At 58.5% G+C, this 21708-nt stretch carries 17 protein-coding genes; 11 read left to right on the top strand and 6 right to left on the bottom strand.

Going from position 1 to position 21708, the window contains the following annotated elements:
• The first annotated feature begins 179 nt into the window (after positions 1-179).
• On the top strand, positions 180-1475 hold the full coding sequence (locus BLT65_RS29840) for a polyhydroxyalkanoate depolymerase (RefSeq protein ID WP_091784505.1): 1296 nt from the start codon (positions 180-182) through the stop codon (positions 1473-1475).
• Positions 1476-1832: 357 nt separating this feature from the next.
• Here the strand turns inward: BLT65_RS29840 and BLT65_RS29835 are convergent, their stop codons facing one another.
• Entirely contained in the window at positions 1833-2306 is a 474-nt protein-coding gene (locus BLT65_RS29835; protein ID WP_091784502.1) for a hypothetical protein, read from the bottom strand.
• 143 nt (positions 2307-2449) lie between these two features.
• Positions 2450-3856, bottom strand: a complete 1407-nt coding sequence (locus BLT65_RS29830) for a DUF4365 domain-containing protein (RefSeq protein ID WP_143036584.1) — start codon at positions 3854-3856, stop codon at positions 2450-2452.
• A 759-nt stretch (positions 3857-4615) separates the two neighbouring features.
• On the opposite strand from BLT65_RS29830, the gene BLT65_RS29825 reads away from it, so the two are divergent.
• Positions 4616-6025 (top strand): sensor domain-containing diguanylate cyclase, encoded by a 1410-nt coding sequence (locus BLT65_RS29825; protein WP_244186733.1) that lies wholly within the window; start codon positions 4616-4618, stop codon positions 6023-6025.
• Positions 6026-6254: 229 nt separating this feature from the next.
• Here BLT65_RS29825 and BLT65_RS29820 read toward each other — a convergent pair whose 3' ends face one another.
• Positions 6255-7814 (bottom strand): sensor domain-containing diguanylate cyclase, encoded by a 1560-nt coding sequence (locus tag BLT65_RS29820; RefSeq protein WP_208545825.1) that lies wholly within the window; start codon positions 7812-7814, stop codon positions 6255-6257.
• A 1110-nt stretch (positions 7815-8924) separates the two neighbouring features.
• Here BLT65_RS29820 and BLT65_RS29815 point away from each other — a divergent pair.
• From BLT65_RS29815 to BLT65_RS29800, 4 genes are all read left to right on the top strand, one after another.
• Entirely contained in the window at positions 8925-10277 is a 1353-nt protein-coding gene (locus BLT65_RS29815) for an MFS transporter (protein WP_091784493.1), read from the top strand.
• Entirely contained in the window at positions 10274-10939 is a 666-nt protein-coding gene (locus BLT65_RS29810; protein ID WP_244186731.1) for an RraA family protein, read from the top strand. The genes BLT65_RS29815 and BLT65_RS29810 overlap by 4 nt, the downstream gene beginning before the upstream one ends.
• A gap of 110 nt (positions 10940-11049) precedes the next feature.
• The gene (locus tag BLT65_RS29805; RefSeq protein WP_425273164.1) at positions 11050-11853 is read left to right on the top strand and encodes a class II aldolase/adducin family protein; all 804 of its coding nucleotides are present in this window, start codon (positions 11050-11052) and stop codon (positions 11851-11853) included.
• 22 nt (positions 11854-11875) lie between these two features.
• Positions 11876-12802: a 2-hydroxyacid dehydrogenase gene (locus tag BLT65_RS29800; protein ID WP_167306568.1), complete on the top strand. Its 927-nt coding sequence runs from the start codon at positions 11876-11878 to the stop codon at positions 12800-12802.
• On the opposite strand, the gene BLT65_RS29795 is transcribed toward BLT65_RS29800, so the two are convergent.
• Positions 12786-13790, bottom strand: a complete 1005-nt coding sequence (locus BLT65_RS29795; RefSeq protein WP_244186729.1) for a LysR family transcriptional regulator — start codon at positions 13788-13790, stop codon at positions 12786-12788. The genes BLT65_RS29800 and BLT65_RS29795 overlap by 17 nt on opposite strands.
• A gap of 141 nt (positions 13791-13931) precedes the next feature.
• Between BLT65_RS29795 and BLT65_RS29790 the strand changes: the two genes are divergently transcribed.
• The 3 genes from BLT65_RS29790 to BLT65_RS29780 all read left to right on the top strand — a co-directional run bounded on the left by BLT65_RS29790 (position 13932) and on the right by BLT65_RS29780 (position 17496).
• On the top strand, positions 13932-15164 hold the full coding sequence (locus BLT65_RS29790; RefSeq protein ID WP_091784487.1) for a Zn-dependent hydrolase: 1233 nt from the start codon (positions 13932-13934) through the stop codon (positions 15162-15164).
• A complete protein-coding gene (locus BLT65_RS29785) occupies positions 15161-16063 on the top strand; it encodes an HpcH/HpaI aldolase/citrate lyase family protein (protein WP_091784484.1) in 903 nt (300 codons plus the stop codon). Before BLT65_RS29790 ends, BLT65_RS29785 begins: the two co-directional genes overlap by 4 nt.
• A gap of 122 nt (positions 16064-16185) precedes the next feature.
• Positions 16186-17496, top strand: a complete 1311-nt coding sequence (locus BLT65_RS29780; RefSeq protein ID WP_091784481.1) for an MFS transporter — start codon at positions 16186-16188, stop codon at positions 17494-17496.
• A gap of 839 nt (positions 17497-18335) precedes the next feature.
• Here BLT65_RS29780 and BLT65_RS29775 read toward each other — a convergent pair.
• Positions 18336-18767 carry an Lrp/AsnC family transcriptional regulator gene (locus BLT65_RS29775; protein ID WP_091784576.1) on the bottom strand — a complete coding sequence of 144 codons (432 nt, stop codon included), beginning with the start codon at positions 18765-18767 and terminating at the stop codon, positions 18336-18338.
• Positions 18768-18962: 195 nt separating this feature from the next.
• Between BLT65_RS29775 and BLT65_RS29770 the strand changes: the two genes are divergently transcribed.
• Both BLT65_RS29770 and ctlX read left to right on the top strand, forming a co-directional pair.
• Complete coding sequence (locus BLT65_RS29770) at positions 18963-20039, top strand: ornithine cyclodeaminase (RefSeq protein ID WP_091784479.1); 1077 nt, start codon at positions 18963-18965, stop codon at positions 20037-20039.
• 58 nt (positions 20040-20097) lie between these two features.
• Complete coding sequence (gene ctlX, locus BLT65_RS29765; RefSeq protein ID WP_091784476.1) at positions 20098-21027, top strand: citrulline utilization hydrolase CtlX; 930 nt, start codon at positions 20098-20100, stop codon at positions 21025-21027.
• Between the two features lie 309 nt (positions 21028-21336).
• Here the strand turns inward: ctlX and BLT65_RS29760 are convergent, their stop codons facing one another.
• Entirely contained in the window at positions 21337-21699 is a 363-nt protein-coding gene (locus BLT65_RS29760; protein WP_091784473.1) for a hypothetical protein, read from the bottom strand.
• Between the last annotated feature and the right edge of the window lie 9 nt (positions 21700-21708).

Genomic DNA, 21708 nt, shown 5'->3' with positions numbered 1-21708 from the left:
GACCGATACATCCATGCGGCATGCGTAAGATAAACGTCGGCGCACCGAGTTCAGAAAGCTGACTGGAAGCGCTCATCGCCGCTTCCACGGATGTCCTCTAGCCGTGAACGATGGCCAACCGATTGACACAACGGACGCATCTTCCGCCTTTCGACCCGCACGACTCCCCGAGACCCCGAATGTTGTATGAGTTGCATGAATGGCAGCGAGCCGCCTGGGCACCCTTCCTTCCCTGGCTTCAGATCACAGCGAACTTCCTCACACACACCGGTACCCCGCTTCACTCGACACCGTCCCGACAATTTGCCGCCGGCTGCGACTTGTTGGTGAGACTTCACAAGCGTTATGCAAAACCAAAGTTCGGGCTGACTGAGACCGTGGTTGCTGGACAACCAGTGGCGGTGAACGAAGCCGTGGCGCTGGAGAAGCCATTCTGCCGCCTTGTTCACTTTAAGCGCGCGGCCACATGTCAGCAACCCGTTGTTCTGCTCGTCGCTCCACTGTCGGGCCATCACGCGTCGCTACTGCGTGACACGGTACGGGCGATGTTGCCGGATTTCGATGTGTACATCACTGACTGGCTCGACGCCCGCCAGATTCCGCTCTCCGACGGAACGTTCCATCTTGACGATTACGTCGCCTATGTGCGTGAGTTCATCGACTTCCTCGGCCCGGAAGTTCATGTGGTGGCGGTGTGCCAGTCCACGGTCCCTGTCCTCGCCGCCGTCGCACTGGCAGCGGGAGACGGTCAGCCCACACCCGTGAGCGTAACCTTGATGGGCGGTCCGGTCGATGCGCGCCGTAACCCCACGGTGGTCAATAAGCTGGCCGTCGAGAAGCCACTCGACTGGTTCACACGCACGTTGATCAATACAGTGCCGCGTCCTTACGCCGGCGCCGGTCGGCGCGTGTACCCTGGGTTCCGCCAGCATCTGGCTTTCATGGCGATGAATCCCGACCGCCACCTGAAGGCGCATGTCGACTACTACTTCGATGTGTCGGCTGGCAACGCGGAGGCGAGCGTCAAACATCGCCGGTTCTATGACGAGTACAACGCCGTTCTCGATATGACGGCCGACTACTATCTGGAAACGGTCCGCGTGGTTTTTCAGGAGTTTTGTCTGGCGCGCGGTACCTGGCAGGTGGATGGCGAGCCTGTGCGTCCGGACGCAATCCGCGGTTCAGCCCTCATCACGGTCGAGGGTGAACGGGACGATATCTGTGGACCCGGTCAGACTCACGCCGCGCAGGATCTCTGCACCTCAGTCGACGCAGCCCGCAAGCACTGCATCACGGTGGCAGAATGCGGTCACTACGGAATCTTTTCAGGGAGTAGCTGGCGCACGCAGATCTATCCGCAGATACGCAACCTCATTAATCGGTACCACGTGGAATCATCAAGCTACGCCCAGGCTGCAATGAGAACAGCCAACAGCTCCGATGTAGAAAGTTTCCACAGCGTCGCATCCCCTTGAATTACTTTTCTACCTGTCGCTTGTCGCGTTGTTCAGGTACATGGACTGGATCCCTACGCGGCCTGGACCTGTGAACCGGTTGACGGTAAAGTTGAAGACATCTGCGAAGGGACCGCTCGACAGCCCGTCAACCATGATATTCGTCTTGACGTGCGGATCCTCATAAAGCCAACCCCGGACAACTATCAGTCGCAAGTCGAGTCAAGAGGGGGTGTGACACGTCGACACGGAAAGAGCCACCGTCGTGGGAAGCCCCTTCCTTGTAACGCGCGTAGCTGTGGAAATCCGCATCGACATTGGCATGCCCGACGGGAACAAAAGCTCCCCATCGGGTACGCAGACAAGTGCGCGCTCTGTTTAATGCTTCAAGGTCAAAAACGGAGAGAACACCTCATCGAGCTTCCTGACCAAGCCGCGGTACATCCTGGTTCGCTCTTCCAGACGCGCGTCATGCCCATCCCAGTCATAATCGGGCGATTCCGTATCATGCCCATCCAGAACCACGCGAAATTCTGCCAGTTCATTCAGACTCTCCTGAAACCGACCATCGAGGTATGCCGCAACTCCGTCAGACGTCAGCCATTTGGCTTCCTCCAGTTTCAACTGATCTGCCACACCCTCCCCCGTCCCCATTTCCTCCAATCCGCCCCAAGCCCGCACTAACTCTGCCGTTGCAGCCTGGTAAACGGACATGCGCCGGTCAAACAGATCAAACTTTAGCTTGTCGCGCGCGGTCCACCATTGCCGATATCCGATCCACGCTCCAAATCCGGCAATCACGGGAAGATTAAGCGCGGAAACGTACGTTGCCCATTGAAGATCCAGACTCATTTGGAACTCTCCTCCGTATAGAGACCCCATAGTAAGCCTGGTGCGTCGTGCGGCGCACCCTGGCATGAATACATAGATGAATTCGACGCGTTCGAGCCCAGAGATTGCACCTCGACCGGTCATCCTCACCCATTCTGTCAGGCTCACGAGGACGCTTTCTTTCCAGCATCATCCTCGAGTACCCTCGCCGCCGCCTTCAACAGTCCGCAGGAGATGAGGAATTCAACATCAGCGCCGTGACCGCGCAATCCCTCAAACATTGCACTCTCGGCAGTCTGTGACCAGACGAGTTCGTCAACGCGATCAAATGCTGGACCGGAAACGGTGAGCGTTCTCGCGCTCATCTCCTTGACGCGAGCAGTAGCGAAAGGAGACGCCGGAAGTTTATAGGTAAAGCTTCGCTCCTCCTGCAGCAAGCTCGCCAAGGAGTTTGCCTTTTGCACCAGGTCTTGTGTGACATCCTGTCCGTTCTGGAGACGTGAAGCGAGGGCCAGCCGCGCTTTCATTGCAGTTATAGCTGGAACGGCAAAATCGCGCATCCGGAAATACTGTGCCATCTGGGCTGACAGAGCACTTTCACCCGAACCGCGAAGCAACTTGCTCCCATCCTGCGGCGCAGCGCCCCGGAATTTCGGCTTAGGACAAGCCGTTTTCGCATAATCCACCGCGCTGCGCTCAAAACCCTGCGACATCTCCGCAGCCCCGAGCAGTTGGCGGAAATCTTCGTTCAGGTAGTCGCTGGCAGCCACGACCTCCGCATATGCATCAGTGTTCATAACACCGGCCATCTGGTCACGCTGCCGGCCCAGTTGACGGAGTGGTAGCTCGATCGGCTTCGTACAGCTGTCACGCAATTGACCAGAAAAAACAAATGCTTTACCCGCCATCGACTCGACGCAATTTCCATACGCAACCTGCAATTGGTCGAGCGTCGAGACCACCTGCTGTAAGCCGGCGACTGTCGTGCCGCGACTTGCATCCCTAGCCTGGAACCATTGTTCCACACGGCTCGATCCTAGAAATCCTGCAAATCCGATTACTGTTGTCAGTAGAACTGCCGCCGCAACGAACGTCAACGATGGCTTGCGCCACCAGTGCTCGTAGAAGGTTTTCAATACGCCCGGACAACTTCGAATCTGGTCCGACATCGACTGCCAACCCCAAAGCGTCACCTCAAACTTACCCGCGGCTTTACGCACTCCACTCAGGTCAATGACATATTGCTGGAGAACGGCGTCCTCCTTTGCTGTCGTCACGATATAGAATTCGGCGAGCTGCCCCGGATACGTTTCAGCTTCCTTAATAGCATCATCGACCTGCTTTTTCGTAAGTTCCTTGCCCATCGAAGATGTGCGTCCTTTGCATTGGACACCAATCAACGCACCTGTGGGAAGGCGCCCGAGCACATCAATGCCGTTCTGACGCTGACCCGCGCGACCAAAACGATTGAAGTTGGCGGAGAACACTTCACTAAAGACCGCTCTGGACAGTCTTTCAAAATGCTGCCAGTCAGCTGGTGCTGGAATATCTACCGACGTTGGTGACGTCATAAACTCCCCGTGTAAATTTCATTTCATTGCGCCAGATACACCGATCCGGATGAACACCATCCGGTGACATCGGCTTGTCTTTGTTAATCGGCAATTCTTGAAAGTACTTGAGGGACGCAAGGTGTGAGGTATCGGGTCGCGGCGATCAAGAGCAGCCACAGTCCTCAGGATTTCCCTGTTTTAACATAGGCATACATCTCGCAAACGTTTTAACCAACCCCGACGCTTCTTTCTTCACTCTAGAATCAGCAGGCGTAAAAATGTTTAACTCTCGCGCGACACAACGCATGCTGCGACAAGGAAAATAAGAGTAATCACATTACCTGCCCATTCGACTAAGTATGTGAGTGGCCAATATCCGGTTAGATATCTCCTCTGTATTAAATAGGCAGTCTGTTCAAGTGGCGTCTTCTGACGTCGCCGATGACTAATCAGTCTACTGGGCTCGCAGGTTCTGGCATGTGCCCCCGAAAGCCAGGACCTTTTCGGCGTCGCGTTCGCGCGACGCTTCTTTTTCTTTCCAAGCGAAGCAGTGTGCAGTGTGAGTCGTTCCACCGGTTATTCACGAATTCAGGATTCCCTCACTGCATTTTCATCAAAACCCTACAGATTGACGCTTGCACCAGCGCACCGTACCTCTCATAGTCAACGTCTTGCACGGTTCAGGTAACGGCTTGGCGTTGCAAGGCGCAGGCTGTGCAGTTAATCCACTCATGTCAAGGCCGGACCTGTTTAACAATGGCGGCGGAACAAAGCTTGGTGTCTGAACTCATTGATGAGCAAGCGGATTCGCTGCGCTCGAATTCTGAAAACTGGCACACGCGCCTGCTTCCCGGATCCGTTACGCTCCTGTCAATGCTCGTCTTTGTCATTGCGGCACCGTTCGCGAAAATGCCGCTGCCTCAAGTACCCGCGTTTATCCCGGTATATGAGTCGACGCTCATCCTTAATGACCTGATAACCTCCGTCCTTCTGTTCGGACAGTGTGTGATCGCACGTTCACGGGCACTCGGCGCATTGGCTAGTGGCTACCTGTACACGTCAGCGATCGCCCTTCTTCACATGTTGAGTTTTCCGGGGTTGTTCTCACCAACAGGACTCCTGAACGCGGGTCCGCAGAGCACGGCGTGGATATACATGTTCTGGCACGCGGGGTTTCCACTCTTCGTCATTGCTTATACGCTACTCAAAGATGGTGAACAGGCCAGAATGATGGACAACGCCTTCGGAGCACGCAGGCTAATGTTCATCATCGGCGCTGTGCTTTTCCTTGCAGCGGGGATGGCTTTCCTCGCCACAGCTGGAGAACGCCTGCTGCCTGAAATCATGCAGAGCAATCACTACACGCCGACGATGCGATGGGTAGCGGGATCAACCTGGGGACTCTGCCTCCTCGCCCTTGCGGTGCTGTACCGACAAAAATCCCGTTCGATGATCGACCTGTGGCTCATGGTTGTGCTGTGTGTCTGGATTTGTGATGTCGCACTGAGTGTCGTGTTCAACGGGGGGCGCTACGACCTCGGGTTCTATGCCGGACGATTCTACGGCATGTGCGCAGCCAGCTTCGTCCTCCTGTTGCTGCTGGTCGAAAATACCTTTCTCCATTCGCGACTTGCTGCAGCACTTGACGAGCTGAAACGGCTTGCGACTATAGATCCGCTGACAGGTGTCGCCAATCGTCGCGCCTTTGATGCCGCGCTGACAGCGCACTGGCAACGCGCCGTCCACGACCGATCGACGCTGTCATTGTTGATGATCGACATCGACTTCTTCAAACATTTCAACGACCGCTATGGCCATGTCGAGGGAGACCGGTGCCTGGTGCTCGTTGCCGAATGTCTCGCGCGGACAGTGCGGCGCGGAAGCGATCTGGTTGCACGCTACGGTGGGGAAGAGTTCGTGGTCCTGCTACCGGAAACCGATGCGGCGTCGGCAGCTCACGTCGCCCAGAGAATGTGCGATGCGGTGGCTGCTCTTGTGATTCCCAATGACGGTTCGCCTCATATGTCCAACGTCACGATCAGTGTCGGCGTCGCCAGCCGGATCATCGAAACAGGTACTGAGATGACAGATTTGACAAAGGCGGCCGATCACGCACTTTATCTGGCAAAGGCTGCGGGGCGTGGCCGGGTCGAAAAAGCGGCTTTGATCGCCTATAAGTCAAGTTGACTGCGGTACAGGCTGCAGCCCCCTGCTAGGGAAAGACGTATTCGTCTTTCTCCAACCGTCATTTTGAGCAGCACGCGAGCACGCGCGGAATGTTTGCGGGTACATCCTCGACTATTTGAGACGGGACCTGAACGATGAAGTTGTCCGGCGCACTGGCTAGGTTGTACTCATAGGGGCGTTCAAGGACGCCGTTACCGACGCCTGAAAGAAATAGTCATGCGGAAGGATCTCAAACAGTAGTCGAAGACGGGCGATTGTCACTTGCGGCCAATACGCGATTGCGTCCATTCTTTTTTGCCTCATACAAAGCCCTGTCGGCAGCCAGCATCAGCTCCGTAGGCTCGCTCGCACCCCGGATGGGGACTTGGGCGTCAACACCTGCGCTTATCGTGACGAAGCCAACCGGGTTTCCGGCATGTTCAATTTCCAGACCACGGATGGCGTCACAGATATCGTTTGCGATTGCAACGGCATCACTCACACCAGCATTTGGCAGAAGCACGGCGATCTCTTCCCCACCATAGCGGGCCGCAAGGTCCCCTGGACGTCGGGCTGTCAGGTCCATGACAAGCCCGCCGACAGTTCGGAGGCATTCATCGCCCGCTGCATGGCCGTAGATGTCGTTATATTGCTTGAAAAAATCGACATCCAGCATGATCAGTGCGAGAGAACTCGCGTGACGCGTGGCGCGGTTGAATTCGCTTTGCAACGTTACATCGAACTGGCGGCGGTTCGCGAGCCCCGTCAGGCCGTCCTGCATGGCAAGCTGTTCAAGCGTCCGATTCACCTTCTCAAGAGAGGCGTGCGTCTTTGTCAGCTCCGCCTCGGCAGTTGTTCGCAGCTCGATCTGCTTGATCAGATGCCAGCCGAACAGACCAACTACAATGACCAGGCAAAGCACGCCAGCGGCATGCCAGATCGTGTCGCGCCACCACTCATGCAAAATCTCATCCTTGGACAACGCAGCTGCGACAAAGACCGGATAGTGCTGGAGGCTGCGATAACTGTTTAGCCGAGTGACGCCATCCTGCGCCGACTTGATGAAAGCCGTTCCAGTCGGCCCCTGCGTTGTATAGTGGCGATACAGTTGAGTTCCCCGCATGTTTTTGCCGATCACGTTTACATCGAACGGTCGACGGATCAGCATCACGCCGCTATTCAGAACGAGGGCAACGGCTCCCGCATTGCCAATCTGAAGGGTACTGTAGAACGCTTTGAAAAAATCAATATCAATGGTTGCCAGCACAACGCCGCTGAAACTGCCATCCGGCTTATTGATTCTCCTTGAAACGGGAACAATCCACTTCCCACTCGATCTGCTTATTACCGGGACGCCAATGTGCGGGCCAAGGTCAGCGTGGAGTCGATGAAATTTGAAATATTCGCGATCTGAATTATTGAATCGGTCGAGTGGTGTCGACGTGGAATTGACGATCCAGATTCCGTTTTCGTCATATACAAAGAGACCCGCGAGCTGGGTAAGTTCCTGTTGGCGCATCACCAGAACATCGTGCAGTCGTTTAAGAGCGACCGGCCCGGTCCCGTCGTGCTGCACACGCTCAACGATGCCCAGCAACGCCGTGTCTGCTTCCTTGAACGTGTCGTCGGCCTGCTGGGCCATAGCCCGTGCGAGATTCGATGCGGCGATATTCATTTCGGCCAGTTCGAATGATCGTGCATTCCAGCTCCGCCAGCCATCCAGCACAACAAGACACAGGCAGACGATCGCCACGAACGCGATTGCCCGCCAGATAATTGACGGTTGATTCAAAATTAAACTGTTCTCCATGGACAGTCCGGAAGCGCCTGCTGATGAGGCACTTTCTGCAGAAAATGCCTCCAGTACGGCTATCGTATGGAGAGTATATCGGCATCCAGGCGTATATCTTGACGCCTGTTTAGTTTACGAACGTCTTGCGCCCGCGTCGCGAGTTCGCCACCAGATACAAGCAAACTGCGGGCGTGCATGGATATATTCTTCAACCGGAACATTGCGCATATTGCGCGCGTGATGATGCCTTCATTAATAGGAAACCTCGGCGGGCAATCCTACCCGCCAAATACTGACGCAGACAGATCCACGGATGGACCTCACTTGGCGCGTGCCCAACTTTGCGCGCTAGACAGTCTTCTGCCTCAACTGGTCGCCTTTGAGGCCAAAGGCCGACTGACGCCAGCGGGAAGCACTTGTCGGTCTCGCTTGAAACACCACTCGCGCTGCCCCGTCGACACTTCCGCCACTCGCCGCTTAAGTTCTATTGAGATCAAGCGCTATTGGCAGACCTTATTTTCAGATTCACAAATTGCCATGAACTGCAGTGCGGGGAGACATTGTCCGAGTTTGCATCGAACATCGCCGCCGCGCCCGAAAAACGAGCGAGCGACCCTTTTGCATTAGCCACCTTGAGCGTCTAGGGAATACCTGTTTGTGCCATGTTCTCGCCTTTTCCAGAACCCGCAGAATGCCTCGGAACTTAGGCCGGAAATGTAAAGCGTATCGAGCCAAATGGCCGAGGCGAGGTGCATTACCTTCGTCATGGGTCGTACAGGATCTGCAGCGAGGAGCCGATTCCGTATCGTCGCGTCACGAACCGCTTGAACCTAGCTGATTATCTGCGTCAGGGTCGGAATGCCTCGCTCTTGCTTCGGCGCATGGTCAACTGTGCCAATGCGTCTGCACCGTATCGAAGCGAAGTTGTCCCACGCAGCGCGAATGCCCGCTCAGGCCGCAACCACTTGGAGCCTTCGACGAGGAGCTGCTACCAACTATTCACACCGCTAATACTAAGAATTAGAAATCAGACTTTTACTTATTGTTTTTGGCTTCCGATAAAGGCACCAGGCCATGCGCAATGGCTGCGTTCATCCACTGAAACCGCCATGCCTTAAGGAGAAAACCATGACGTCCTATCACCCCGCGGACACGCCACCGCCGCCAGACGGCACCGAACGCAACATGAAAAAGATCGCGGTGGCGAGTGTGATCGGCACGACCGTTGAATGGTATGACCTGTTCGTTTTCGCCACCGCCTCGGCGCTCGTCTTCAACAAGGTGTTCTTTCCCGGCTTTGTTCCGTTGGTCGGAACCTTGCTGGCATTCGGCACGTTTGCTTCCGCCTATCTCGCGCGTATTATCGGGGCCGCCCTGTTCGGCCATTTCGGCGACCGCCTCGGACGCAAGGCGATGCTGCTGGTCTCGCTAGTCATCATGGGCGTCGCGACGTTCTCGATTGGCCTGCTGCCGAACTACGCGTCGATCGGAATCTGGGCGCCCATTCTGCTGCTCACCTTGCGCGTCACTCAGGGACTCGCGCTCGGCGGCGAGTGGGGCGGCGCCGTGCTGATGGCCGTGGAACACGCACCAGCCGACAAGCGTGGACTGTATGGTTCGTGGGTGCAGATCGGTGTGCCCGCCGGTACGCTGATCGCCAATCTTGCGTTTCTGGTCTGCAACGCGACGCTGTCGAACGATGCACTGCTCTCCTGGGGCTGGCGCATTCCGTTCCTTGCGAGCGCATTGCTCGTGGGGGTCGGGCTTTACATCCGCTTGAACACGTCCGAAACGCCGTCGTTCCGCAAGGTCAAGGAGGCCGACGCGCAGGTCAAGCTGCCGATCGCGGAGGTTCTCACCCGGTATTGGAAGCAGGTGCTGCTCGGCGGCATCGCGACGATGTCGACTGGGACCTCGTTCAACCTGATCGTCGCTTTCGGGCTAACCTATGGGACGCAGACGCTCGGCTTCTCACGTAGCGCGATGCTTTCCATCGCACTGATTGCCTGCGCGCTTTGCATCGTGTTGTTGCCGGCCTTCGGCAAGCTATCCGACGTCGTGGGCCGCAAGCCGGTGATCATCGGCGGCATCGTCGCCGAGGCGCTGCTCGCTTTTCCGCTTTTCTGGCTGCTGGATACGCGCGAGTTTCCGTTTGCGCTGCTCGGCTATCTGCTGATGATGACCGCGTTCGCCGCGAACTATGGCCCCATCGCCACCTTCCTCGCGGAGTTGTTCGGCACCGAGGTTCGCTACTCCGGTCTGTCGGTAAGCTATATGTTGTCCGGATTGCTCGGCAGTGCCGCTACGCCGATCGTCACCACCGCGTTGTTGTCGGCTACGGGCCGCGGTTCGTCAGTCGCGTGGTACATGATGGGTTCGGCTGCTGTTTCGGTACTTGCGCTCGTGCTGCTCGCGGAAACGCTGCGCCGCGATATCTCGTCCACGGCGCGCACCAATGGCGCTACAGCGAGCCTTTCGTGAAGGCAGATATGGAAACGGAAAAGACCGCGCTTATGCATGCCACACAGGACTCGTCCTTACTGCACAACCTCGAATCCGTCAGCTTCCCGACACTCGGGCATTTTCTGGAAAATGGCTTCGCCGACCATCGCCTTCGCGCGATGGTCCCCAACACGAAAGTGATCGGGCGAGCGGTGACGCTCAAGCTGCTGTCGCCCGACGCCATTCCCGTGAATCTCGCCCTGTCGCAACTCAAACCCGGCGACGTGCTGGTAATCGACATGAACGGTGACCACTCGCATGCGCCGGTCGGAGCGGTCACGGCATGCGCCGCGCTCAACGCCGGTGCGAGGGGCATCATAGTCGACGGCGTGGTGACTGATTGCATCGAGCTACGCAGCACTGGGCTGCCGGTGTTCGCGCGTGGAACGTCTTTACTGACAACAAAAAAACGCGACACGGCGTCGAGTCAGTTCGATGAGCCGGTGACGTGCGGCGGGGTCGTGGTGCGCCCAGGCGACATCGTGCTCGCCGACGACAACGGCGTGCTGTTTGCCGAAGCGTCCGCCCTCGCCGCCGTTATCGATCTGGCGCTGGAGTCCGACCGCGCCGAACCCGTGACACTGGCTCGGCTTAACGCCAAAGAGCCGCTTCAAAAGGTCCTGCAGTGCTTCATGTCGTAAAGTATTCACGCCGCTAATGATCAGCATTAGAACAATGAAATTGACGGACACTTACGCGCTAGCGAACACTACGCGCACTACAGCAAGTGAGAACCTGGGAGACTTCTGAAATGCAATCCACGCCCACACCCGACCGCATGTGCGACAAACCGGTGCCGCCGGCTGCCGAACAGAAGGTACGAGAGGAACTGGCGGCGCTCTACCGGCTGGCCGCTCACTTTCGCATGACCGACATGATCGACACGCACATCACAGCGCGCCTGCCCGGCTCGCCGGGCGAGCCGTCGGCGTTTCTAATCAACCGCTATGGCGTGCTGTTTCACGAGATGCGCGCGTCGGACCTCGTGAAGATTGATCATCTCGGCAACGTCATCGACGAGCGGGCGCACAGCGAGCCGGCCTTGTTTCGCGTCAACGCCGCTGGCTTCACGATTCATTCGGCTATCCACGCGGCGCGCGACGATCTGCATTTCGTGATCCATACGCACACCGCGGCCGGAACAGCCGTATCGGCCCAGGAGCAGGGGCTGCTGCCGATCAGTCAGCATGCGTTGAAGTTCTACGGCAAGCTCGCCTATCACGACTACGAAGGCATCGCGCTCGACCTCGGCGAACGCGAGCGCCTGGTGCGCGACCTCGGTTCCTGCAAGGCGATGATCCTGCGCAATCATGGGCTGCTTGCGGCAGGCGCCACGGCAGCCGAAGCGTTCCACGAGATCTACTTCCTCGAGCGGGCCTGTCAGGCGCAAATCCAGGCACTGGCTGGCGGCAGCGCGCTGCGCATCCCGCCGCGAGAAGTGTGCGAATTGACCGCGAGCCAGTTCGCTCGCGAAGACTCCGCAGAGATTGCGGAGCTCGCGTGGAGCGCGGCGTTACGGTTGATCGACGACCCGCAATCCGACTACCGCAGCTAGGCCCGTTTTCCGATTCAATGCAATGACCAAACTGGTTTTGATGAGCCGTGACTACGACATGTCACACCTGGTGCAGCCGATTCTGCGCGCCGCCCCTGAATTCGATGTCGTGATGCACGGCGAGCGGTCAGCCGGTGATGCTGAAATCGCCGTTTGCTGGAATCCGCCCGCCGGTGCGCTGGCGGCGCTGCCGAAACTACGGCTCGTGCATAGCATCGCAGCGGGCGTCGACAACATCCTGTCCGACGCTGCCCTGCCCGCCGTGCCGCTGTGCCGGGTCGTCGATCCTCAACACGCTCGCGGAATGAGCGAATTTGTCACGTGGGGGGTGCTGCACTTTCACCGTCAACTCGACCGCGTGCTCGCCAATCAGTGTCTTAACCGCTGGTTCCGCCACGATCAGCGTGATGCGTCCGAATGCGCCGTGGGCATCATGGGACTGGGAGAAATCGGCAGCCGCGTCGCGACGGATTTGCAACGCTTCGGCTTCGCGGTGCGCGGCTGGGCACGCAAGCCCCGTGAACTGCCTGGCGTGATGACCTTCGCCAGTGCTCAGGAATTCAAGCCATTCCTCCAGGGGACGGACATCCTTGTGTGTCTCTTGCCGCTCACGCACGAAACTCGCGGGATTCTCAACGCGAACACGTTCGAACACTTACGGCCTGGCGCCAAGCTGATTCACGTCGGCCGAGGCGAACATCTGGTGCCTGCGGACCTGATCGCGGCTCTGACGAATGGGCACATCGGCGGAGCGATCGTCGACGTGTTTCCGACCGAACCGTTACCGCCGGAAGATCATTTATGGCGCGCGCCCAATCTGATCGTAACGCCGCACATGGCTTCGGTGGCAAGCTCGGAAACGATCGGCATGCAAGTGGCGCACAACGCGCGCCGGCTGATCCGCGGCGAACCGCTACAGAACGTGGTCGACGTCACGCGCGGCTATTGAACAAGGCTGTTGAGCGCGGCTGTTGAGCGCGGCGTTGGCCGCTAGCGCCTTCCGCCTGGCCGTCGATGAACACATTCAGCGCATCGATAAACGCGGCTTCAGCGGCGCTCAGCTTGCGGTCCAGTGACCACAGCATGTAGATATCGAGGTCGGCCACACCGTCATCCGGCGGCAGTCGCTGAAGGCGCCCCTGAGCGATGTCATCGCGCACGACGTGTTCCGGCAGGCAGCCAATGCCGAAGCCCGCGAAGATGAACCGCCTCACCTCGGTCATGCTCGACGATGATCCAACGACGCGCCCCGTGAAGCCCATCTCGTCACGAAAGAACGTAAGCGGCGACAGATGGTCGCCCACTTTGTCGCCGGTGAAGGAGACGAACTTCTCGCCGGCGAGGTCGGCGACCCGAAGATCGTTGCGCCCAAAGAGCGGATGATGACGTCCGCAGAAAAGTGCATACCGTTGACGTAGAAACACACGGCTGTCGACCCGTTTAGGCAACGCACGCCGCGGCGTCAGTCCGAGCGTGACGGATTTTTGCTGGAGACTGTTGACCACATCGGCGCTGCGCATTTCCTGGCTTTCGAGTTCGATACGCGGATACGTGCGATGGAACTCGGCGAGAAACGTGTCGTAGGCCGGAAAATCGATGCCGCTGACGGTGCTCACGCGCACCATGCCGGAGATATCGTGATCGCGATCCACGTCGGCAAGCGACAGACGCGAAATCGTGCCGTACACGTCTTCAGCAATCTGCTTCACTTCGATGCCGGCCTGCGTGACCTCGATACGCGGACCGTGGCGGTCCACGAGGCGCAGTCCCAACTGCTCCTCCAGGCGGCGCAGCGCCTGGCTGACCGCGGGCTGCGTCAGATGGAGTTTGGTCGCGGCGCGACTCACGCTGCCCTCTTTCGCGATGGCTAGAAAAGTCCGCAGCAGATTCCAGTCAAGGCGGTCGTTGAGGTAGGTGTCCGGGCGATCTTTGCTCACGATGAGCCTCACTGGTTTCATCATCCGCCAAAATTATACTTAGGATTAGAATTAGAAATTAGACTTATCATTTTTGATTACCGATAAAGGCATCACGACGAACCCTACGCGGCCAGTACGCCGCGGCTTCAGGAGTGTGTGATGCTAAAGATCAATGGTGAGAGGCTCTGGGCGAGCCTGATGAACATGGCCGCTGTCGGCGCCACGGCCAGCGGCGGTGTGCGGCGCCTAGCACTGACCGAGCAGGACGCGGCAGGCCGGGCGCTTTTCTCGCAATGGTGCGTCGAAGCCGGGCTCACGTTATCCGTCGACCAGGTCGGCAATCTCTTCGCCCGGCGCGCAGGCAAACGGAACGACGCCGCGCCCGTCGCAAGCGGCAGCCACCTCGACACCCAGCCCGAAGGCGGCCGCTTCGACGGGGTCTATGGCGTGCTGGCCGCGCTCGAAGTTGTCCGCACGCTCAACGATGCGAACATTCAAACCGACAAGCCTATCGAAATCGTCGTGTGGACCAACGAGGAAGGCGCGCGCTTCACGCCGGCGATGCTCGGTTCAGCGGCCTTCACGGGCGTCATGCCGCTTGCCCAGGCATTGGACACGCGCGATGCCGGCGGCACCTCGATCGAAGAAGCATTGCAAACCACCGGCTACGCCGGCATGCGCGCCGTGCCCGGTATCGTCTTCGACGCCTACTTCGAAGCGCATATCGAACAGGGGCCGGTGCTCGAGGAAAGTGGCGTGCCGATCGGCGTCGTCACGGGTGGGCAGGCCATTCGCTGGCTAGATGTGCGCGTGCGTGGGCAAGCCGCGCACGCAGGCACAACACCGATGCAGTACCGCCGCGACGCGCTGTTCGCGAGCGCGGAAATGGCCGCGGAACTGGAAAGCATCGCGGCAGATTTCTTCCCGCAAGGCCTCGCCACCATCGGCGAGCTGCACATACGCAATGCTTCGCGCAACACGATCGCGGCGGACCTGTCGTTCACGGTAGATCTGCGCCACCCGGACGACACAATGATCGACAACATGGAAGCGGCGCTGCGCGAGCGCTTCCATGCGATTGCGAAACGCCGCCACCTCACGGTCGAGATCAAACAGCATTGGGTCAGTCCGGCCACGCCGTTCGACCCGCACTGCATTGCGGCTATCAGCAACGCGGTGGAGGCGCTGGACTATCCGCATCAACGCATCATCAGTGGCGCCGGACACGACGCGATCCATCTCGCGAAGCACTGCCCGACCGCGATGATTTTTATCCCCTGTGTCGACGGTCTGAGTCATAACGAAGCCGAAGACGCTTTGCCGGAAGACGTCACGCGTGGTACGGACGTGCTGCTTCACGCGATGCTTGCACGCGCCGGGCAGGCCGTATGAACGTTCATCAAACGCTGCGACCGCCAGGCATCCGGCGCACATGGCTCTTCGTACCTGGCAACCATACCGGGGCCCACGCAGTCGCGCTGCAAAGCGGTGCGGATGCAATCGTCGCCGACCTCGAAGAGATGACTTCGCCGCAAGACCGGCCGCAGGCACGCGAACGCATTGTCACGCTATTGCGCGAGGCGGCTCGGGCCGGCACGTTCGGTTCGGTACGGATCAACAAACTGGAGCACGACGGCCATGCCGATCTCGAAGGCATCATGCCCGGCACCCCACGGGCGATTTTTCTGCCGCACGCGGAGAGCGCGGCTCAGCTGGCCTCACTCGACGAGGCGCTGGCCGTCATCGAGCGCAAGCTGGGCATCCCGGAGGGCTCGACGGAGGTGGTTCCAGTTGTCGAATCCGCAAAGGGTCTGGTCAATCTGGGAGCACTACTTCAGGTGGGTGCGCGGATAAAGTGCTGCATGCTGGCGGTCGAGGATCTGGCGGCGAACCTCGGCGCACGCCGCACGCCGGGCGGTAACGAACTGCTTTACGCACGCAGCCGCTTTCTGATCGAGTGCGTTGCCGCCGGTTGCGTGCCGATTGATCTTCCTTGTACATATCGGTCGGCGCAGGTGCTGGGGCAGGACCTGAACATCTCCACGCAACTCGGATTCGCATCAAAAAGCGTCGTATTTCCGGAACACGTGCCGGCGATTCACCGCGCGCTGACGCCATCAGTGGAAGACGTGCAGGCAGCGCGCGCGCTCGTCGACGCACACGCGGCGCAGCAGGCGAATCCATCCCCTGCCGGTTCTACGTGGATCGACTACCCGGAGCGCAATAACGCTCAACGGCTGATCGCGCGTGCTGCGCTCCTCCGCGCCTTTGACGACAGCGGCAACGTATAAGCGAGGCGAGCATTAGCCGCCTTGATACTGAAGATTAAAAATCTGAATTTTGCGGGCGCATTTCGGCGACCGATAAAGACGGCAGTCAAGCCAACGCTGTTCGTCCATCAACAGGATTCCCCATGTCCCATTCTGAACAGACTCATCAGCCAGTGCGCGCCGCCACTGCGGCTTTCATTGGCACGGCCGTCGAGTTTTACGACTACTACACCTACGCGACGGCCGCCGCGCTCGTTCTCGGCGAGGTGTTCTTCCCAAGCAGCAATCACTTCCTCAGCACGATGGCTTCGTTCGGCACGTTCTTTGTCGGCTTCATCGCGCGTCCATTGAGCGGTGCAGTGTTCGGGCATCTCGGCGACAAGCTGGGCCGCAAGAAGATGCTGCTGCTGACCATGTTCCTGATGGGGATCGCCACCACCGGCATAGGCCTGCTGCCCGGATACAGCAGCATCGGCATCTGGGCACCGATCTCGCTCGTGCTGTTGCGGATTCTCCAGGGCATTGCCGTTGGCGGCGAATGGGGCGGAGCAGTACTGATGGCGAGCGAGCACGCGCCAACCGGCCGCAAAACGTTCTTCGCGTCCTTTCCGCAGATGGGCAGCCCGGCCGGCCTGATTCTTTCGCTCGTGTCGTTCAGGCTCGTCACATCGCTCGATCACGAAAGCTTCGTCGCCTGGGGCTGGCGCCTGCCTTTTCTGGCCAGCTTCGTGCTGCTTCTAATCGGCATGGCGATCCGTCTCGGGGTAAAGGAGTCGCCCGAGTTCGAGCAGCTCAGCAAGAATCGCGAGGTGCTGAAGTCGCCAGTCAGGGAAGTGCTGCGCACCGCGTGGTATCCGATCGTCATGGCGGCAATGGCCACAACGATCGGTTCCGCCGGGTTCTTCTTCACCAACACGTTCATGATTTCGTATGTCACCGGCTATCTCGGCATGTCGAAGTCGTTCATTCTCGATTGCCTGTTTGTGGTCACTCTCATCCAGTTGGCGTCCCAGCCGATCTCAGCGCTGTTGGCCCAGCGTGTTGGAGAGACCCGCTTTTTGACCTGTGCGGCCCTGCTGTCCATGCTGACGCCCTACCCGATGTTCCTGCTCGTCAAGACGCAAAATCCCGCCGCGATCGTGGCGGGTATCTCGCTCGCGGTGGTGGTGCTGTCCGCCGTCTATGCAGTTATCGCCGGGTTCATGACGCCTGCATTTCCCACGCAGGTCCGGTACTCCGGCATTTCGATTGCCTATCAACTCTGCGCGACAATCGCCGGTGGGACGACACCCTTGATTGGTACGATGCTCGCGCAAAACTACAAGGGCGAGTGGTTGCCATTGGCGATTTTCTTCACCGTACTTTCGGCCGTGTCGCTGCTTGGCATCGTGGGCCTCGGGCGCTATCGCAAAGGATTCCGGGCAGACGGAACTGCCGCGATGCTCATGAATTAGTGCGTGCATGGGGGCGCAGTCCAGCCCCCATGTCGATTACGTCGATCTCAAATGGACGGAAGGAGAATCAAAGATTGCCCATCGGACATTGTCTGTTCATTTTTCCTCTAGCAACTCTCGCCTGCGTGCTTGCGAGGTTCGTCCTCTTTATATTGGCCGAACGCGTGGAAACAATATCGTTACCGCTTCCGAGCGAGAGTCATCGCCTGACCGAACTCACCAGAGGCATCCCTATCGCTGTGCGAGATGAATGCCCGCGAGCACAACTCATCCATCCGCCCGCCATCTCGGTCGTCGACACCCGCAGTGGCAGAGGAGCCGCACCGAACGCTCGATAGTTGAGCGTTGTTGGGACGTCAAGCGCATCCCCCCGCGCTGACGTTGCGAGCACACGCACGTCACTCCCTGAAAACTCAACGCAGCCCCGGCGACGTGCGCGACCTGGTCCGCGTCGAGCCTGATGAGAGGACTGGAGGGGTTCATACGCTGTTCAATAGGCTATGAAAAGGACCCGAGGCTGCGTTTGCGCACCGCTCGGCAACTACTTTACGCGGCCAAATCCCGCAGCCGGAAACCGAGATGTTCAGCAAACATCGTGAACTTGTACTATTGAGATTTCTTCGGTCGAGCAAAGAACCTGTTGTTCCGCACCTTCGAGCCCACAGAAAGATAATTGCAGATTGTCCAAAGTCGCGGCCAGTTTGCGCAGATTGCTTCCAGTAGGTGACATTTCGCTAGCTGCGCCGGCAGCCAGTCTGTCGTCCGCTTAGTCGAGGTGCGACGGGGGAGCTTCGGAAGCTATCTCCTCACCGCGGGTCTGGCAATCGCGCACTGCTTGTTTAGAGCTTGTGGGTGGAAAGTAGAATGCTTGTTTCCGTATTGGCGATTCCGTCAATCAACCGGATCGCTCCGAGCACGCGATCGAAGTTCTCAAGCGTGTCGGCTCGCAGCTCCGCGATCATGTCCCAACGCCCATTGGTGCTATGGATGGTCGCCACGTTAGGGTGTCCGCGCAGCACCGTCATCACTCCCTTTGCTCGATTACCATCAACGGCGATCGTCATCAACGCGCGAATCTGATGCGGCTCCGCCGCTGGTTTCAGGCGCACGGTATAACCGACGATCACCCCGCTTTTCTCGAGCCGGGTTATACGGTTTTGCACCGTTGCCCGTGCGACGCGCAAGTGCTTTGCAAGCGTCACTACAGACATGCGAGCGTCCTGCCGCAGCAGCGCAAGCAACTGCTTGTCGGCATCATCGAGATTGACCACCTTCCCCACCGATATGAACGCGACGGCACAGACAACCCGCCGTCAAATTTAGCAAAATGCCACCGATATCTGACATTTTGCTATACACCGTGCCAAAACTGCAATCTTTGCCATCTTTTTGTTGGCTCGAGGCCGGTGAATAATTTCTCCAGCGTTTTCGACATAGCGGCCACTAATAACCTGGGAGATTCGGCAATGACCTGCTTTCTAGACGTACCCGCAACCTATCGACTCGTCGCGGACATCGGTGTCCCGCGCTTCTTGCGGGAACTCGCTGACACGATTCGCGCCGATTACCTTCGATGGCAGGAATTCGACAAGTCGCCACGCGTTGCCTGTCATTCGAACGTGGGTGTCATTGAGTTGATGCCCGTCGCGGATTCGAGTCTGTTCGCCTTCAAGTACGTGAACGGCCATCCCGTCAATGCGGAGCGCGGCATCCATACCGTGATGGCTTTCGGCGCGTTGGCGGACGTCGACACGGGTTACCCGACTTTTCTATCCGAGTTGACCTTGACGACCGCGTTGCGCACCGCCGCAACATCGGCGATGGTGGCGAAAGTGCTCGCACGGCCCAACTCTCGCACCATGGCATTGATCGGAAACGGGGCGCAGAGCGAATTCCAGGCGATCGCCTTTCACACAATCCTCGGCATCGAAGAGATCCGCGTGTTCGACGTCGATCCTCGCGCAACAGACAAGCTGATTGCCAATCTGGCGGGGTACCCACAATTGAGAGTGGTGCACGCAAGCTCGACGGCAGACGCCGTGCGTGGGGCCGACATCGTCACAACCGTCACGGCCGACAAGGCGTACGCGACGATCATCACACCCGACATGATCGAGCCGGGCATGCACCTCAACGCAGTCGGAGGCGACTGCCCAGGAAAGACCGAACTGCACGCAGACGTGCTACGCGCGGCGACCGTATTTGTTGAGTTTGAGCCGCAGACGCGCATCGAAGGGGACATCCAGCAACTGCCGGGCGACTTCCCGGTCATCGAATTCTGGCGTGTACTTCAGGGCGAGGCGGCTGGCCGGGAACGCCCCGACCAGGTCACGGTGTTCGACTCGGTGGGCTTCGCGCTCGAAGATTATTCCGCGCTCCGCTATCTGCATAGTCTCGCGCAGAGCCGGAAAGTCGGAACACAGGTCGCTTTGATCCCGCCTTCTGTCGACCCCAAAAACCTGTTCGATACGCTGGCCAGATCGAACGCGCCTGCGAACGACTTGATGGAGCTCAATAGCGAGGCCGTGGCGCTGAGCCAATAAGAAGCGTCGTCGAAACTCGAAACGACATACACAACGTACTCGTTCTACCGTCACTGACATGAGCACTATTTCGATTCAGGCGCCCAGCGCTGTCGTCATGATCCGGCCGCACTGCTTTCACCCCAACCCCGAAACGGCGGCTGACAATACTTTTCAGCACACCGGCCGCGAGCGGGCCCATGAGGCACTTGCCGCCGGTGCGCGAAATGAGGTCACGGCGGCTGCAGCAGCGTTGGAGCAAGCCGGAATCCGCACCCACATTTTTGAGGATCACGGGGAACACCAGACGCCCGACTCCGTGTTTCCGAACAACTGGCTCTCAACTCATGCTGGCGGTCATATCGCGCTCTATCCGATGCATTGCGCGAACCGCCGGCGCGAGCGACGTGCCGATATCGTCGAGATGCTCAAAGCGGAGTATCGTGTCCAGGACGTGATTGATTACTCAGGTCTCGAGTACGACGGTGTTTTCCTCGAGGGCACGGGGGCCATGGTGCTCGACCACGTCGCACGCGTTGCCTACACCGCGCGGTCGCGTCGCGCCGACCCCGTTGCCCTGGAGCGCTTCTGTACGCATTTCAACTTCGAGCCCATGTGTTTCGACACTGCTGATCGCTCAGGTCGTGCCGTCTACCACACCAACGTCATGATGAGCATCGCGACCGAATTTGCGCTGGTGGGGCTCGACTTGATTTCTAATGCATCCCGCCGCGCGGAAGTTCAGCGGCGACTGCTCGAAAGTGGGCGGACCGTGATTGCGCTCGATCACGAACAGATCGAGAGCTTTGCCGGCAACGCAATCGAACTCACCGGAAGCAACGGTCGAGTGCTCGCGTTATCCGAACGCGCGACTGAAAGTCTGAGGCCACAACAACGCGCACAGATCGAGCAATCCGCGCGCCTGCTGCCACTTCGGGTGCCCACCATTGAAATGGCCGGCGGCTCCGTGCGCTGCATGCTCGCCGGCATCCATCTCGCGCGACGCTAACGCGTGCAATCCATCCTTCTTAACTACAACGTTGCACCTACAACATCCGATGACCGGAGAGAGACCGGAGGACCGTCGCCTACTCGCTTTAGCCGTTCCGGTCGGCACGGTCGCAATTACCGCTCCCAAGGGCGTGCACTCAGTACACTAGCGGTCAATCAGCTTTCATCTCAGGTTGCAGCCGACACTGCCTACGCAACAATGCTCCTTGCCTGTCCAGTTTGGTTGTATTTCTGTTGAGCACCAACTTCGGAACGACATCGTTCTGCATCGAGATGCAATGCATGCGGGTTTCGCTTTGCAAATGGACTATGAGCGACGCGCCTGCCTTTTGCGGTCTGCTTGCTTGCCTTGATCCATCTCGTCGGCATGATCAATTGACGTCGCTGGCAAGTCGAGCGCATCAGGTTGTGCGGGCGGCTTTTGTCCCTGATCCAGACGAGCCAAAGCGACGCCGAGGACGGCCGTGATCTCCTGTATCGCAGATTGAATTGGCTTACTTGCAGGTGCAACACGGGCCATCAAATGTAACTGCCCAAGGCGGCGTTCAAGCATCGGGATTACCATCTTCCGCATCACCACCTTATGTGATGGGTCAGACGGATCAAAACTCACACATGCCTGTAAAAGAGTTTCCGTGTCGGAGTTATTCTGTAACGAGGTAAGGGCCATTTTTCTCGA

The organism is Paraburkholderia steynii (assembly GCF_900100565.1).
GTDB classification, from domain to species: domain Bacteria; phylum Pseudomonadota; class Gammaproteobacteria; order Burkholderiales; family Burkholderiaceae; genus Paraburkholderia; species Paraburkholderia terrae.
The sequence above is the reverse complement of the archived record's forward strand: the minus strand, read 5'-3'. Positions and strand labels throughout refer to the sequence as shown.

Excerpts from the sequence above, each read along its gene's own strand:
- BLT65_RS29840 (WP_091784505.1), top strand. The coding sequence starts at position 180 with ATGTTGTATGAGTTGCATGAATGGCAGCGAGCCGCCTGGGCACCCTTC.
- BLT65_RS29835 (WP_091784502.1), bottom strand. The coding sequence starts at position 2,306 with ATGAGTCTGGATCTTCAATGGGCAACGTACGTTTCCGCGCTTAATCTT.
- BLT65_RS29830 (WP_143036584.1), bottom strand. The coding sequence starts at position 3,856 with ATGACGTCACCAACGTCGGTAGATATTCCAGCACCAGCTGACTGGCAG.
- BLT65_RS29820 (WP_208545825.1), bottom strand. The coding sequence starts at position 7,814 with ATGGAGAACAGTTTAATTTTGAATCAACCGTCAATTATCTGGCGGGCA.
- BLT65_RS29815 (WP_091784493.1), top strand. The coding sequence starts at position 8,925 with ATGACGTCCTATCACCCCGCGGACACGCCACCGCCGCCAGACGGCACC.
- BLT65_RS29805 (WP_425273164.1), top strand. The coding sequence starts at position 11,050 with ATGCAATCCACGCCCACACCCGACCGCATGTGCGACAAACCGGTGCCG.
- BLT65_RS29800 (WP_167306568.1), top strand. The coding sequence starts at position 11,876 with ATGACCAAACTGGTTTTGATGAGCCGTGACTACGACATGTCACACCTG.
- BLT65_RS29790 (WP_091784487.1), top strand. The coding sequence starts at position 13,932 with ATGCTAAAGATCAATGGTGAGAGGCTCTGGGCGAGCCTGATGAACATG.
- BLT65_RS29785 (WP_091784484.1), top strand. The coding sequence starts at position 15,161 with ATGAACGTTCATCAAACGCTGCGACCGCCAGGCATCCGGCGCACATGG.
- BLT65_RS29780 (WP_091784481.1), top strand. The coding sequence starts at position 16,186 with ATGTCCCATTCTGAACAGACTCATCAGCCAGTGCGCGCCGCCACTGCG.
- BLT65_RS29770 (WP_091784479.1), top strand. The coding sequence starts at position 18,963 with ATGACCTGCTTTCTAGACGTACCCGCAACCTATCGACTCGTCGCGGAC.
- ctlX (WP_091784476.1), top strand. The coding sequence starts at position 20,098 with ATGAGCACTATTTCGATTCAGGCGCCCAGCGCTGTCGTCATGATCCGG.
- BLT65_RS29760 (WP_091784473.1), bottom strand. The coding sequence starts at position 21,699 with ATGGCCCTTACCTCGTTACAGAATAACTCCGACACGGAAACTCTTTTA.